The 14,590-nt window shown below is 63.1% G+C and carries 9 protein-coding genes; 4 read left to right on the top strand and 5 right to left on the bottom strand.

All coding sequences use genetic code 11. The features are described 5' to 3' along the window. Positions 1-141: 141 nt before the first annotated feature. The gene (locus tag I6E81_RS08045) at positions 142-684 is read right to left on the bottom strand and encodes a hypothetical protein (protein WP_197106809.1); all 543 of its coding nucleotides are present in this window, start codon (positions 682-684) and stop codon (positions 142-144) included. 488 nt (positions 685-1,172) lie between these two features. On the opposite strand from I6E81_RS08045, the gene I6E81_RS08040 reads away from it, so the two are divergent. Beyond that, the gene (locus I6E81_RS08040; RefSeq protein ID WP_197106808.1) at positions 1,173-2,711 is read left to right on the top strand and encodes a sugar transferase; all 1,539 of its coding nucleotides are present in this window, start codon (positions 1,173-1,175) and stop codon (positions 2,709-2,711) included. 389 nt (positions 2,712-3,100) lie between these two features. Here the strand turns inward: I6E81_RS08040 and I6E81_RS08035 are convergent, their stop codons facing one another. Next, entirely contained in the window at positions 3,101-4,213 is a 1,113-nt protein-coding gene (locus I6E81_RS08035; protein WP_197106807.1) for a glycosyltransferase family 1 protein, read from the bottom strand. An 83-nt stretch (positions 4,214-4,296) separates the two neighbouring features. Here I6E81_RS08035 and I6E81_RS08030 point away from each other — a divergent pair, with 83 nt between their 5' ends. After that, the gene (locus I6E81_RS08030; protein WP_197106806.1) at positions 4,297-5,061 is read left to right on the top strand and encodes a CDP-alcohol phosphatidyltransferase family protein; all 765 of its coding nucleotides are present in this window, start codon (positions 4,297-4,299) and stop codon (positions 5,059-5,061) included. On the opposite strand, the gene I6E81_RS08025 is transcribed toward I6E81_RS08030, so the two are convergent. Genes I6E81_RS08025 through I6E81_RS08015 form a run of 3 tightly spaced genes read right to left on the bottom strand, consistent with a single transcriptional unit; the run spans position 5,058 to position 8,271 of the window. After that, positions 5,058-5,984 (bottom strand): hypothetical protein, encoded by a 927-nt coding sequence (locus I6E81_RS08025; protein WP_231603893.1) that lies wholly within the window; start codon positions 5,982-5,984, stop codon positions 5,058-5,060. The two genes, I6E81_RS08030 and I6E81_RS08025, sit on opposite strands and share 4 nt — an antisense overlap. Continuing rightward, entirely contained in the window at positions 5,981-7,084 is a 1,104-nt protein-coding gene (locus tag I6E81_RS08020) for a Gfo/Idh/MocA family protein (protein WP_197106805.1), read from the bottom strand. Before I6E81_RS08020 ends, I6E81_RS08025 begins: the two co-directional genes overlap by 4 nt. Beyond that, positions 7,081-8,271, bottom strand: a complete 1,191-nt coding sequence (locus tag I6E81_RS08015) for a DUF1972 domain-containing protein (protein WP_197106804.1) — start codon at positions 8,269-8,271, stop codon at positions 7,081-7,083. The genes I6E81_RS08020 and I6E81_RS08015 overlap by 4 nt, the downstream gene beginning before the upstream one ends. Positions 8,272-8,441: 170 nt before the next feature. On the opposite strand from I6E81_RS08015, the gene I6E81_RS08010 reads away from it, so the two are divergent. Together I6E81_RS08010 and I6E81_RS08005 are read left to right on the top strand one after the other, a co-directional pair. Continuing rightward, the gene (locus tag I6E81_RS08010; protein ID WP_197106803.1) at positions 8,442-9,119 is read left to right on the top strand and encodes a hypothetical protein; all 678 of its coding nucleotides are present in this window, start codon (positions 8,442-8,444) and stop codon (positions 9,117-9,119) included. A 137-nt stretch (positions 9,120-9,256) separates the two neighbouring features. Next, complete coding sequence (locus tag I6E81_RS08005; RefSeq protein WP_197106802.1) at positions 9,257-14,587, top strand: PKD domain-containing protein; 5,331 nt, start codon at positions 9,257-9,259, stop codon at positions 14,585-14,587. The last annotated feature ends 3 nt before the right edge of the window (positions 14,588-14,590 follow it).

Below are 14,590 nucleotides of genomic sequence, written 5' to 3'. Positions count from 1 at the left end.
GCAGATCTTTCACGTACCCGTCAGCTCCCTCGCAATTCCTGCGCGGTACAGGACACTGTCACGCTAGCGGTTGAGCGCGGTCAATCGCTAGGAAAACTGAGCATTAGTGGGCGCTTGTGCCTCTATTGGGGTGCGGGCTCGTTATCGCAGCTCCCGGGCGCCGAGGGAGCGTCGTGGTGGCACGAGTCCGGAGGGCTCGGGCTTGCGTTCGGGAGGGAGGGCGCGCAGTCGCACCGAGGAGTTGATGAAGTAACCAGCGGTGAGCATGAACTGCAGCAGAGAGAGAATGTGCGCTACCCAAGCGATCATTCCCACTGCGGGCTCAGTGACGAGAAGCCATATTCCGTAACCGGCAACCCAAATCTCGAGCGCTCCGAGAACGAACCCGGCGGTGGGGCGCGCAGTCGCGCGCCACCAGGGCCGAGGAGGAGTGATGGGCTCGGCGCGGCCGCGAAAGGTGCGCACCGCCACTACGAACGCAAGCGACGTGAAAGCGACGCCGAACAAGAGTGAGACGGCCGATGATGCTCCGACGGCATCCAGCAGAAGATAGCAAAGTTGAAGCAACGCTATTGCCGTGACAAAGAAGAGCAGCTTTGCCCACCACGCCATGAATCGCAGGGGATCGGTCGTGAAGCCGCTCATGCGTTTTCGGGCCTCCCGCTCGGTGAATGTTGAGTTCACTTCGAAAGCTACACCAGCCGATGCACCTGGGGCACGTGCTCAACACCGTCAAGCGGGTAGACCACTTGGCGGTACTGGCCCGGGGCGTTTGCGGCGAGCACAACTCTGAAGTGGGGCTGCATCCCTGTAGTTCCGCTGGATTTGGCGGGCGAAAACGGTCGTGTCACCTAGCCGACACGCCGCGTACCCCCCAAAATGGGGGTACGCACCCACGGGGAGGGGGAGTATCTTCACCACTACCCCCTTTGGGGGGTCAGAACGATCAGAGCAGTTTAACCAACCCGCCCCCGCAGTGCGTGCCGATTGGCACGCCATCCCGCAGCGCGCCCCCGCAGCGCTCCTATTAGCGTCCCCTCTATGCCGACACCCGAAATGTCGTGATCCCGATGCAAGCCATGATCGAATCTCCCCTGTCATCCGCCCAGCAGCTGCACCAACTTTCTGTGCAACGCCCGGAAATTCAGGCGTGCCAGATCGGGAGTTGACCGATGAGTCAGCTCCGAAAGTTTCCTGAAGCAGAGCCCAGCGACAACGAACGTGCACGACTTCGACTGGTCGATGGCGTTGAATTCGAACCCCATGCTCCGAGCAATCCCCACCCTGACTCTGGGGTGGCGTGGGCTCGTGCCTACCAAACGCGACTGCTCATTTCGGATGCCGCCATCATTGTCGTCACGATGATCGCAGCGGTATTTACCCGGGCGGTCGTCGATAGCACCCCCGGTTTCATCTCAGAGTTGCCGCCAATCGTGTGGCTGGGGTTGGGCGCGATTGCGCTCGTGTGGATTCTGGTGCTTGAGGCATTTCACACCCGGGATTGGCGCATCATCGGTTCTGGTCCCAATGAATATAAGCGCGTAATCACGGCATGCATGACCGCGTTCGGGCTGCTGTCGGTCACAGTGTTGGTGATTGAGGTCGGCTTCCCCGGCAAAGCCACTGTGGTGACTATGGCGTTGGGCGTCGTTGGCCTGCTCGTCAGTAGGTGGGCGTGGCGTCGGTGGCTCACGACGCAGCGTCGGTACGGGCACGCGCTCTCGCGCGTGGTGGTGGTGGGCACTCGCTCCGAGATCGATTACGTGGTGTCCCGCATTAAGGGAAACCTGAGCACTGCGTTCAAACTTGTCGGGGTTCTCACCGACCCAGAAATCAGCGCCCCCAGGACCGCTGGCGCTCCCCACCCCTACAGCTTCACGCCCGAAGAGGTAGTGGAGGCCGCAGCGGATCTCGGGGCTGACGCCGTGATCGTCGCCGGCGATCACGGCTTTGGCAATGACTTCATCCGCAATCTCGCCTGGAGATTGGAAGGCACCGCGGCTGAGCTGATCTTGGCTTCGTGCCTTGCCAATGTGGCTGGACCCCGCATCCACTTTCGGCCAGTGGAAGGTCTGCCGCTCATCCACGTAGAAATTCCGCAGTTTGATGGTGGCAAGCATGTAGTGAAGCGAGGGCTCGACATTGCGGTCTCTGCGATTGCCCTCATCGTGCTGGCGCCGCTGTTTCTGCTTCTGGCGCTCGTCATCCGTGCCGAAAGCCCGGGTGGCGCGTTTTACAGCCAAGTGCGGGTAGGTCGAGATCTCGAGACATTCCGCATGTTCAAATTCCGTTCCATGGTCTCGGATGCCGACGCCAAGTTGGCCGAACTGCAAACGGAGAACGAGGGCTCCGGTGTGCTCTTCAAGCTGAAGAACGACCCCCGGGTGACCAGAGTGGGACGCTTCATCCGCAAGTACTCTCTCGACGAACTGCCGCAGATCTGGAACGTACTCAAGGGGGACATGAGCCTTGTCGGCCCCCGACCGCCCCTACCCAGCGAAGTGCGCGCCTATAAGGGCAAAGTAAACCGTCGCCTCTACATCAAGCCAGGCCTGACCGGAATGTGGCAGATCAACGGCCGCTCCGACCTGAACTGGGAAGACAGCATGCGCCTCGACCTCTACTACGTCGAGAACTGGTCCGTCGTCGGTGATCTTGTCATCATGTGGCGCACCTTCAAAGTGCTCGTCAAGCCGGTCGGAGCCTACTGACGATGTGCGCGCACCGCTATTCACCTCAACCAGCATGTCTCCCCCCAGACGCCCTCACCGTTGTCATCGGGAGATCGGTGAGGGCAAAACCCGTCGCTGATATGCGCCACGAGAAGTGGGATTTTCGTGTACCCGTGCAGGCCGACATGAGAGGAGCTGTCGTGAACGGAACCGATGGCACGCTCGGGAGGCCTCGGCGCCCTCCGACACTCACTCATCACCGCCGCACGGCAAGTCCACCAGCTCACGCGAAGCGGACTGCGCAGTCAGCGGCGGGCGCCCGATCATGAGCCACAAAGGCCACCCCATTAAGAGGAATGAAGCCGCGTCGGGAAGGCCGTGCGCGCGCGCCTCCATTAAGAGGAGTAGCTCTGTTCGAAATGGAGCGGTTAGAGTGAGGCCCGGTGTGGGTCGTCGACGATGCGCGCGCGGAGGGCGCGAACGCTGGCAGCCCAGGAATAGCGGGTGCTTTCTGCTGACTGTGGAGCGGCATCCGAGGCTAGCGTCACGCCGTCCGTGGACGGATGCTCGCGCGCGGGCGCCGAACGGATTGCCGCAGCGATAGCCGCCACATCATCAGGGTCGGCGAATGTCGCCTGCGCTCCGGCTAGTTCGTGAAAGACAACGATGTCGCTCACGACAACCGGTGCGCCGAACGAGAGCGCCTCGATGACGGGAAGCCCGAAGCCTTCGTCACGAGTGAGAAAGAGCAGCAGCGCCGTGTGGGCGTAGAGCCATGCCAATTCGTCGTCGTCGATGAAGCCGAGAAATCGGATGGCGCCGCGCTCCGCGGCGGCGTTTACCGCAGCCGGCAGCTCAGCGCTGCGCCCTTGCGGTTCGCCGACGATCACGAGCGGAGTGCGCTCGGTGGCGCGACCTGAGGCGAGGGCTGCCTCGATGGTGTTCGCCAGATTCTTGCGGGCATTGAGTCGGCCAACACAGAGCAGAAAATCGCCTGCTAGGTCGTCGAGCCCCGGCGGCTTTCGTGGAGCGGACTCCGTGAGCCCGCGCCCCACGGCCAGCCCAATGGGCGTGACGGGGCGACCCTGGCTCAGACGACTGATGCGCGCGGCCTCCGTTGCCGACGATGTGAACAGCCATGTCGCCCGCCGAGAACTCAAGGGCATTAGCGCAAAGTACGCACGTTCCTTGAGCGTGAACCACTCGGGCGATGTGAGAAACATGTAGTCGTGGATGAAGACCGCCGACCGCCCGAATGCTGGCGTGAAATTGTGGGTGATGGTGACATCCGCGTGCAGTCGTTTCGCGATGAAGGGCAGCTCGACGATCGCACTGACGCCCTGAGGTCGGAGGCGGGTGCCGACAACGTCCGCGCTCGCGGGCAGCTCTGAACGCGCAGTATCGATGGATGCTCGGGGCACCGCCACGGTGACCTCGTCAGCGGGGAACTCGCGCAGCCAGGCCCACACGAACTCGCGCAGCACTTGACGGTTCGAGGCCGGACCTCGAACCCACCAGAACCCGTCAAAGAGAACGCGCATGACCCCCATGCTAGACCCGGTGGTTTCGCTGCCCACCGGGGAGAACCCTCGACCCAGCCCGGAGCCTGGGGCTATGGTGAAACATGACCGCCACAGGGGAACGCCCAGAAGTGCCGGAAACATTCGGTGCGATTGTCCGCTCGCTCGCGTCCGCTCAAAAGCCTGGGCGAGGTGCTCCGCCGTATTCGCGGTGGATCAACCGCCGCCTTGGCCGCCTGCTCGCCGCCGCGGCCTATCTCGCCGGGCGCACGCCCAATCAGGTCACCGGCCTCAGCGCGCTCATGACGGCGATCGCGCTTGTGCTCGTGGCCACCGTGCAGCCGAGCTGGTGGCTCGGCATCCTCGTGGCATTCCTGCTGCTGCTCGGATACGCCCTCGACTCTGCTGACGGCCAACTGGCGCGCTTGCGTGGCGGCGGTACGAAAGCGGGAGAGTGGCTCGACCACGTTGTCGACGCGTTCAAGATCGTGATTTTTCACGGTGTCATCCTGATCTCGCTGTACCGTTTCGACACTGGATGGCCCGACAGCATCTTGCTGATTCCGCTCGGCTTCATCGTGGTGTCGTCGGTGTTCTTCTTCGCGATGATTCTCACCGATCAGTTGCGCCGCATAGCCTCCGCCGAGCGCGGGCGCAGCTACGCCAAGCCCAGCGGTGGCGGCGGTTGGCTGCAGACGATTGTCGCGATCCCCACTGACTACGCCGTGCTCTGCCTCAGCTTTGTGCTCTTTGGCTGGATTGACGGCTTCGTAGTGTTCTACGGGCTGCTGTTTCTCGCCAACGCGCTCATTCTGCTCGCTGTGCTTGGGCGCTGGTTTCGGCAGCTGCGCGCTATCGACGCGAGCTAGTTCTCGAACTCGCGCACGAGCGCAACGGTGCTTTCGATGTGAGAGCGACTGGATGCTCCGAACACGATTGATTCGATTCCGGGCTGCGCATAGATCCACTCCAGTGCCTCTCGCGGGGGGATCGCTCCCGACGCAAACACCGACATCGCGACAGCACGGAACGGCCGCTTCGCCAGCGCATCCTGATACGCCTCGACGCCACCCGACATCCGGAACCCGATCTTGTTGATGTTGGAACACACGAGCGGATTCTCGATGCCGGCCTGATCGAGGTGATCGAGCAGCATCGGCAGGTTCATCGTGATGAAGCCGGGCTCGGCGCCGTAGCGGGTGCGCACGTGATTCGCGAAGATCGCAAAGGCATCGGTAAAGCCGAGCCCCAGCAGCAGATCGACGACGACGTTCTGCAACCAGACCACCGGGGTGCGCACGCCAGCGAAGCCGGCCATCTCGGCATCCACGAGCAGGGTGATGATGCCCTCGATGTCTTTCTTGGCCAGCGAACGGCCGCCGCGCATCATTGCGTTGAGCATGCCTTCGTCGGGCATGAAGCGATTGAGGGCCCCCAGGATTCCGTTCTCGGTGACCGCGTCGGCGTACTTGTGCGCATAGGGCATGCAGGGGAAAAACGAGAACCCGTCGTAGCGCTCAGGGTCAGCGCGCACCCGCTCCACAACATCGGCAATGCGGTCGTGCGTTGTGCACATGAGAGTGCGGATGCCGCTGGCGTAGGCATCGTCGATGACCGCCATGATCGCATCCAGATCCTGAAAGCGCATGGCCTGCTCGCGCGCTTTCTCCTCGGAGCGATGGTTGATGCCAAAGAACTGGTTATCGCCAAACAGCACCGGGTCGAGTTTCGACGAACCGGGAGTGCTGAGCGGGCCGCCCGAGTCGGCGGTGCGCGGGGCGGTGGTGCTCATGAGCGTCTCCCTAGAAGGCTTCCGCGGCGGGCTTTGGGCGCGGTCGAAGCCGTGGTCTCGCCGACGAGGGTGGTCGTGGCGGGCCCGGCAGCGGCATCCGCTGTCAGCCGTTCGATGATGCGGTCGGTGATGGCAGCACTCGCGAAGTCGTTGGTGGCGGGCAGCGAGGGGTCACCGATGCGCTGCACGAAGTGATCGAGTTGAGCGCTGTATTCCTCGCCGCGGAGGTAGAACCACACCTCATCGGTGAGCTCGGTGGTCGACTTGATCGTCCAGCCGGGTTCGTAGCCCTCGAGCTCGGGGGCGGTGCTGCGCAGGTAGACCTGAATCTCTTGGCGGTCGGCAATGATCTTGCCCTGAGTGCCGAAGATGCTCACCCGGGTGGTCATCTTGCGGTACGACTCATCCGACCAGTTCACCGACAGCTGACCACTGACTCCGTCGGGAAAGTAGATCGTGCTGTACACCTCGTCTTCGGTGTTCTCTGAAAAGACGCTGCCCAGAATGGTGCCGCCGACGCCTGTCGCGTTGCCGACAAACCACGTCGCGAGGTCGAGCGGATGCGCGGCATAGTCATAGAGACAGCCGCCGCCCTCGGTGCGCTTGCTGCGCCACGTCGTGCCCTTCGCCTTGAGCACGACCGGGCCATACGACTCGGCCTGCAGGTGGGTGACCCGGCCGATCGCGCCTGCCTCCAACAGTCGCTTAGCCTCGCGGAAGGTGCCGACGAAACGGTTGTGATAACCGACTTGTGTGACGAGGCCACGGACGGCTGCCACTCCCGCAAGCTCGGCGGATTCGGCGGCGGTGAGCGTGAGGGGCTTCTCGCAAAACACGTGAAGCCCGCGGTCGAGAGCCGTGCGCACCATCGCCGCATGAAAGCGGGTCGGGGTCGCGATGAGCACCGCATCGAGTTCAACGCTGTCGAGCATCTTCTCGAAATCGGTGAAGGTCTTTAGGCCCGTGTACTTTGAGAGCACCCCGAGAATGTAGCCAGCCGAATCGACAACCGCCTCCACCGAGACGTCCGGATGCGCGCGAATCATCGACAAGTGCGAGAGCCCCATTTTGCCTAGGCCAACCACTCCCACGCGGATCATGCGTTCGCTCCGGGTCGCGGCGACGGGGTCGAGCGCGGAGCCGAGACGGGAGCCGTGCCAGCGGGGAGCTGCTCGGCGAGGAGCTCCGCGTATTGCCCCGCGACGCGCTCCCACGTGAACTCGGCGGCATGCCTGGCGCGGCTGGCGGCCGCGAGCGAAGCCCGGCGATCGGGCGACGAGAGCAGCGTCGTGATGTGGGCGGCTGCGTCATCCACGCCCGAAAAATAGAGCGCACCGTCACCGGCTACCCAGCGGTTGTAGGGATTGTCGTGGGCGATCACCGCGTTGCCGGCGGCCATTGCTTCCACGAGAGAAGGGTTGGTGCCACCAACGGTGTGGCCGTGCAGGTAGCCAACGGAATGGAATCTCAACGAAGACACCTCATCGGGTTCGTAAATCGGGCCGACGAACAGCACCTCATCGCTGGCGGCTTCGCGCACCGCCCGCGCATAGGGATCGCTGTCGTCGTAGGTGCCGAAGATCGCCAACTGGTGATCGCGGCGTTCTCGGGAAAACGCGGTGACAAGTTCGAGAATCGTGTTTTCGGGAATCGGGCGGCAAATGAGCGTGAGATAGCGGCCTGGCGTGAGGCCGCGACTGGTTACCGGCAGAGTGTCAGCGGCTTCGACAGCGTGGGCGCCGTACGTGATCGTGACGAGTTTCGAGCGTCGAGCGCGTGTGGCCAGATAAGTTTCGATGACCGGATGATCGGCGATGAGTCGATTGCCCACCCAACACGCGATCCGTTCGTTTATCCACAGAATTGCCTGCCGACCCTTGCCCCAGCGCGAACGAGACCACTCGATGCCATCCATGTTGATGACATTCGGGATGCGCTTGAGGCGCTGCAGGATGTTGAACACGGCCGTGTTGTACCCAAAGGTGAGGCAGATATCCGGGTGTCGAATCGCATGCCGGATCGAGGTGAGGTCGAAGCGTGCGGTGCCCAACCATCCTTCGCGTTGTTCCGGAATCAGCACCCGTTCGATGCCGTGCCACAGGTCTGTCGTGATGGCGCCGGTGCCCGGAACTTGGCAGTAGACAACAGGGCGCCAGCCGTGGTCACGCAGAAAAATGGCGACGTTCTCGGCGGCAGTTTCAAAGCCACCGTAGGCGGCAGGAATGCCGTGGGTTCCGAGGAGGCGAACGATCGGTTCGCGCTCGGCAGGGGGGCGTGGGCCGTTCAACTTTCCCTCCTCCGTTGACGGACTCAAGAACTTCGACCAGACTCCCCACTGTCTGGCTTGGAAGTGTACGCCGCTCACGTTTCTCGCTGTGGCCCCAGAACAGGGGGTACGGTGCTGAAGGGCGCGGGTGTACCGTCCAGTACCGACCACTCCCGAGGCACGGAGCTGCCATGACTATGTCGAAGCACCCAGGAACCGAATTCGAGCCTGAAGCTGTAGCGGCCACGCCGTCGTGGCTAGGCACCCGCCCCCGTCGCATGATTGCGGGCGGTATCGTCGTTGCGCTCCTCGTCGTGCTCGGGGTGGTGCTGTTTGGGCAGTTCGCGCCGACCGCGAATCCCGGCGTTTCTCCCGGGGCGACGCCGAGTTCAGGGGCAGCGACTGAGTCGCCAGCAGCACCTGCGACGGCGACAGCGGCACCGGTCGACGGGCCAGCCGTGCCCGATGTCACACCCGTTCCGATCGAGGAGCCAGCGGATGTCACCCCCGGCCTCGTGGCAAAAGTCACCAAGGTTGAGGAGGTCGATGGCACCGCTCGCGGCCCCGGTGAAGTCGCTGGTCCGTCGTTGCGCGTGACGGTCACGATGACAAACTCGACCTCGTCAGTGGTCTCGTTGCGCACAACCGTGATCAGTTGTTACTTTGGCGCCGACCGCACGCCGGCGCCCGAACTTCGTGAGCCGGGCGGCTCACCACTGCCGGCATCCCTCGCGGCAAATTCGGCGATCGATGGCGTATACATTTTCACTGTTCCTGCTGATCAGCGTGGCAATGTCACCCTTCTCGTCGACTACTCCGTCGACGTGCAACCGGTTGTTTTCCAAGGGGATATCGCGGACCTGCTGTAACGATCGGTCTACCCACCTCGGCGGGCGACCCCCGAAACGTGACCCCCTTTTGGGGGGCACCCAAACGGGGCGGAGGGGGAGTATGGTGACCCACCAAGTGGAACCTGAATAGCCACAAACCCCCGAGAAGGCACATCATGCGCTTAACCCGCCAGATGCCACCGAACCCGCTGAGACTTGTTTCCGCCGCAGCGGCGATGACATTAATTGCGACTTTGCTCACCGTAACGCTGCCCACCGCAGCTGTTGCCGACACTGCGGCTGCCCCGCCTGTGCCCACGACTGTGTCTACTGATCCCTTACCCACGCCCCAAATCAATGGTGTGGTCTGGGACCAGGTCATCGTGGGCAACACCGTCTACGCGTCTGGCGATTTCAGTTCGGCCCGACCGTATGGTTCGCCCGCGGGCACCAACGAGCAGAGCCGCTCGTACGTGCTCGCGTACAACCTCACGACCGGCGCCCTGCTGTCGTGGGCTCCGACGTTCAACGGGCAAGTTCGTGCTCTGGCCGCATCTCCTGACGGAAGCCGGCTCTATGCGGTCGGCGACTTCACGTCGGTGAACGGTGTCTCCAAAAGTCGCATCGTTGCGTTCAACACCGCCACGGGAGCCATCTACGGTGGCTTCGATGCTGGCGCCAACTATCGCGTTTATGCAGTCGTGGCCACGAATACGCAGGTCTTCTTCTCGGGACCATTCACTTCGGTGAGCGGAAACACTCGGCTGGGTGGCGCTGCCGCCCTCGCCTCGAACGGTGCGGTGACCTCGTGGGCTCCCGAGCTCGCCGGCGGTCGTGCCTTCGGCATCGTTGTCTCGCCGGATGAATCCAAAGTCGTGATTGGCGGAGACTTCACGACCGTGAACGGATCGAGCAATCCCGGCTACGGCCTTGCCATGGTCGATGCCACTGGGGGCGCGCTCATCACGCCCTTCGCCACCAACAATCAGGTGCGTAACGCCGGCCTCAACGCCGCCATTTTCTCGCTCTCGTCTGACGCTGACAGCTTCTACGGCACCGGCTATGTCTACGGCTCCGGCGGCAACCTTGAGGGCGTCTTCCGGTCGAACTGGTCGGATGGCGAACTCGTCTGGGTGAACGACTGCCACGGTGATACCTACTCGGTTTCTCCCGCGCCCAACGGAGCCATCTATGCCGCAGGGCACTCGCACTACTGCGGCAATATCGATGCCTTCCCGCAGACGAACCCGTGGTCGTTCAACCGCGGAATCGCCTTCTCAAAAGACGCCACCGGAAGCATCTCCCGTGACCCTTACGGCTACCACGACTGGTCGGGCAACTCGAGCCCGTCGCTGCTGAACTTCTTTCCCGACATCAACCTCGGAACCTTCACTGGCCAGTACCAGGGCCCATGGGATGTCACGTCTAACGCTGAGTACGCCGTGTTCGGCGGCGAATTCACGCGCGTCAACGGGCAGAACCAGCAGGGACTGCTGAGATTCGCGATCCCGGCGATCGCTCCCAATGCGGATGGCCCGCGCCTGACGGGTGCCGACTTGACCCCGACGATGAGCTCTCCCGCTCCCGGCACGATTGCGTTGAGCTGGACCGCCGACTGGGATCGTGACAACGAAAACCTGACGTACCACCTCATCCGTGATGGCAAGAGTGGATCACCCATTTACGTGACCGAGCAGGCCTCGCGGTTCTATGACCGCCCGACCATGACCTACGTGGATACCGGCCTGACGCCCGGCCAGACCTACACCTATCGACTACGCGCCATCGACCCCTATGGCAACAACGGCTGGGGTTCGACGGTGTCGTTCACCGCCGGCGCCACCGGTCAGTTGAGCGATTATGCGGCAGCCGTGATGGAGGATCAGCCCTCCAACTATTGGCGCCTCGGCGAGAGCGGAAACACCGTGGTCGACAGCGTGGCTCGCGACAACGCGACCGCCACCAACAACGTGGGCTTCGGAACATCCGGAGCAATCATCGGCGACAGCAATACCGCCGCGACCTTCACGGGAAGCTCGAACAGCTACGCCGGATCGAACACCCAAATCTGGCGCGACAACACCTTCTCGGTCGAAGCCTGGTTCAAGACGAGTACAACCTCGGGCGGCAAGATCGTCGGCTTCGGTAACCGTCAAACCGGCAACTCGAGCAACTACGACCGCCATGTGTACATGGACAGTTCGGGCCGCCTGAACTTCGGCGTGTACACCGGAAGCACTCGCATCGTGCAAAGCGCGAAGGCGTACAACGACAACGAGTGGCATCAGGTCGTCGCCAGCATGGGCGCCGACGGAATGGAACTCTTCGTTGACGGAGTGCGCGTTGGCGTGAATCCCGACGTGGTGTGGGGCCAGAACTATTGGGGCTACTGGCGCATCGGTGGAGACCGCAGTTGGAGTGGCTCTGACTACTTCAACGGTGCCATCGACGAAGTAGCGGTGTACCCGACCCCCCTCACCGCGAGCCAAATCCAGAACCACTTCGAGCTCTCGGGCCGGTCGCTCTCCGGACCGCCCGCACCGACCGACGCCTACGGTGCTGCGGTCTACAACGCGAGCCCGCAGCTGTACTGGCGACTGGGGGAAGCCTCCGGTGCCGTCGTGAACGACTCCGGTCTGCAGGGACTCAACGGAAACCTCAGCGGCACCTACACGCGCAACGTGCCCGGTGCCCTCGGGGGAACAACAGACTCGGCAACGCAGTTCACGCAGGCGCTCGCGGCGACAACAACTTCGCTGCCGAACCCCTCGACGTTCTCGAGTGAAGTGTGGTTCAGAACCACGAGCAGCACGGGCGGAAAGCTCGTGGAGTTCGGATCCTCCGCCACCGGCACCGCCAGCAACTATGGCGACAACGTGATCATGCGCAACGACGGAACGCTCGTGTTCGGCACGGGCAGCACCACCGTCTCGAGCACGGCCTCCTACAACGATGGCAATTGGCATCAGGCGGTAGCGACCCAGGGATCAGCAGGGCTGCAGTTGTTCGTCGATGGTGCGGTGGTGGCATCGAGTGCTGCAACACCGACCCAGACGTTCTCGGGCTACTGGCGACTTGGCCGCGGCAACACCGTGGGAGTGGCATCGTCGAACTACTTCGACGGTGACCTTGACGAGTTCGCGGTGTACCAGACGGTGCTGACCCCGAGCGAAGTCAGCTCGCACTTCCTCATCGGTACGGCGAACGAAGCACCGGTTGCGGAGTTCACGCACTCGGAGAGCGATCTCGTCGCGAGCTTCGACGCGACCGGATCGTCCGACCCCGACGGCACTATCGACGCCTACGCGTGGGACTTTGGTGATGGTGCGTCGAGCACGGATGCCGTGGTCGATCACACGTATGCCGCCGCGGGAACCTACGACGTCGCCCTCACCGTGACCGACAACAAGGGAGCCTCGGCAACCGCCTCCGCCACAGTGACGGTCTTGGCTCCGAATGTGGCGCCCACCGCAGCCTTCACGAGTGAAACCACCGACAACGTGGTGAGCTTCGACGCGAGTGGCTCGGCCGACAGCGACGGCACGATCAGCTCGTATGCGTGGGACTTCGGCGACGGAGCATCCGCTAGTGGAGAGAGCACATCGCATCTCTACACGGCGGCCGGCACCTACGCCGTCACCCTCACCGTGACCGACAACCAGGGGGCAACGGGAACGGTCAGTCATGACGTGATCGCTCTCGATCCGCCCGTCGTAACCGTGCTGGCTCGCGACGAATTCGCTCGCTCCGAAAACTCCGGCTGGGGCACAGCTCTCGTCGGTGGTGATTGGTCGACGAACAGCAACGGCAACTTCTCGGTCGAATCGGATGCCGGAGTCGTGAACCACAGTTCGTCGGGCACTACCCGGCATGCGTGGTTGCCGAGCGTCTCCACGGACGACGTGACGGTCAGCGCGAGCATCTCCGTCGACAAAGCAATCACGGGTGGTGGCGCCTACACGGGCATCACGATGCGCGAAGTGGGCAACGGCTTCTACCAAGCCCGCGTGCGCTACTTCTCCAACGGCACCCTCGCCTTCCAGCTACTGAGTGGCAGCTCGACCAACATTGCGTACACGGATGTTGCGGGCCTCACTTTCAGTCCAGGCGACGTGCTGCTCGTGAAAGCGCAAACCTTCGGAACCTCACCGACGACCATTCGCGGCAAGGTCTGGAAGCAGGGAACAAGTGAACCCAGCGACTGGACCCTCACCGCAACCTCGTCGGTTGCCAATCTGCAAACCGCGGGTGCCGTCGGTCAGTACAGCTACCTGTCTGGGTCGGCCACCAATGCTCCCGTGCACGTGAGCTACGACTCGTTCGTAGCGACTGCAGGCCACGCCGAGGAGCCCGTGACGCCGACGAATTTGCTACCAACGGCATCCTTCACCAGTGCGGTGAACCTGTTGACCGCGAGCTTCGACTCGAGTGCGTCAAGTGACCCCGATGGCAGCATCGCTTCTCGATCGTGGGACTTCGGTGATGGTCAGTCGAGCACCGCAACGAGCCCCGATCACAGCTACGCGACCGCGGGTACCTATTCGGTAGTTCTGACGGTGACGGATGATCAGGGCGCCACGGCTACCGTGACGCACCCCGTCACCGTCAGCTCGACTCCGGCGAACCAGGCACCCACTGCCGCATTCACGTCGTCGGCGACCGAGCTCGCCGTGGCGTTCGATGCAACAGGATCGACGGATGCCGATGGCAGCGTCGCAAGCTACGCCTGGGACTTCGGAGATGGTGCGAGCGACACCGGCGCAACGCCCTCGCACACGTATGCCAGCGCGGGCACCTACGCGGTCGTGCTCACGGTGACGGACAACGAGTCGGCGACCGGAACGGTCAGTCACGACGTCGTCGTGTCGGCGCCGCCGGGCGCAGCCTTCGCCGAAGACACCTTTGAGCGCACGGTTGCCGCTGGCTGGGGCTCCGCCAACACGGGAGGTGCCTGGTCGTCAAATACGAACTCGACCTACACCGTCGGTAGCGGCGAGGGTGCTTTCGTGCACACGAGCTCGGGTACTACTCGCCGGGCGTTACTGGCGGGCGTGAGCGAAACCTCGGTAGAAGCTCACGTGGAGATCACCACCGATAAGGCTGCCGAATCCGGCCACATTGTCGTGGGCGTGATTGGTCGTCAGGTCGGGTCGGCGTTCTACCAAGCGCGCCTGCGCCTGCAAACTGGCGGAGTCGTCGGACTGCAGATCATGTCGGGCTCCACGGTGGTGCTCGCCAACATGAACGTGCCGGGAATGACCTACGCGGCTGGGGATACCTTCATCCTGAAGACCACGGTGGAGGGCACGAGCCCGACCACGATTTCGGCCAAGTTGTGGAAGGAGGGTGACACCGAGCCGGCCGCCTGGCAGCTCGTGACTACCGATTCCACGGCAGCGTTGCAGGCGGCAGGTTCGGTCGGATTTGAGAGTTACCTCTCGGGCTCGGCACCCAACGCTCCCGTCACCGTGAGGTTCGACAACTTCAGCGCGCGACCCGTGCAGTAGGCA

This window comes from Salinibacterium sp. NG22, from assembly GCF_015864925.1.
Classification (GTDB): Bacteria; Actinomycetota; Actinomycetes; order Actinomycetales; family Microbacteriaceae; genus Rhodoglobus.
Note: the sequence above shows the minus strand (reverse complement) of the source record. Positions and strands in the feature narration are given on the sequence as shown.

Excerpts from the sequence above, each read along its gene's own strand:
- I6E81_RS08040 (WP_197106808.1), top strand. The coding sequence starts at position 1,173 with ATGAGTCAGCTCCGAAAGTTTCCTGAAGCAGAGCCCAGCGACAACGAA.
- I6E81_RS08035 (WP_197106807.1), bottom strand. The coding sequence starts at position 4,213 with ATGCGCGTTCTCTTTGACGGGTTCTGGTGGGTTCGAGGTCCGGCCTCG.
- I6E81_RS08030 (WP_197106806.1), top strand. The coding sequence starts at position 4,297 with ATGACCGCCACAGGGGAACGCCCAGAAGTGCCGGAAACATTCGGTGCG.
- I6E81_RS08025 (WP_231603893.1), bottom strand. The coding sequence starts at position 5,984 with ATGAGCACCACCGCCCCGCGCACCGCCGACTCGGGCGGCCCGCTCAGC.
- I6E81_RS08020 (WP_197106805.1), bottom strand. The coding sequence starts at position 7,084 with ATGATCCGCGTGGGAGTGGTTGGCCTAGGCAAAATGGGGCTCTCGCAC.
- I6E81_RS08010 (WP_197106803.1), top strand. The coding sequence starts at position 8,442 with ATGACTATGTCGAAGCACCCAGGAACCGAATTCGAGCCTGAAGCTGTA.
- I6E81_RS08005 (WP_197106802.1), top strand. The coding sequence starts at position 9,257 with ATGCGCTTAACCCGCCAGATGCCACCGAACCCGCTGAGACTTGTTTCC.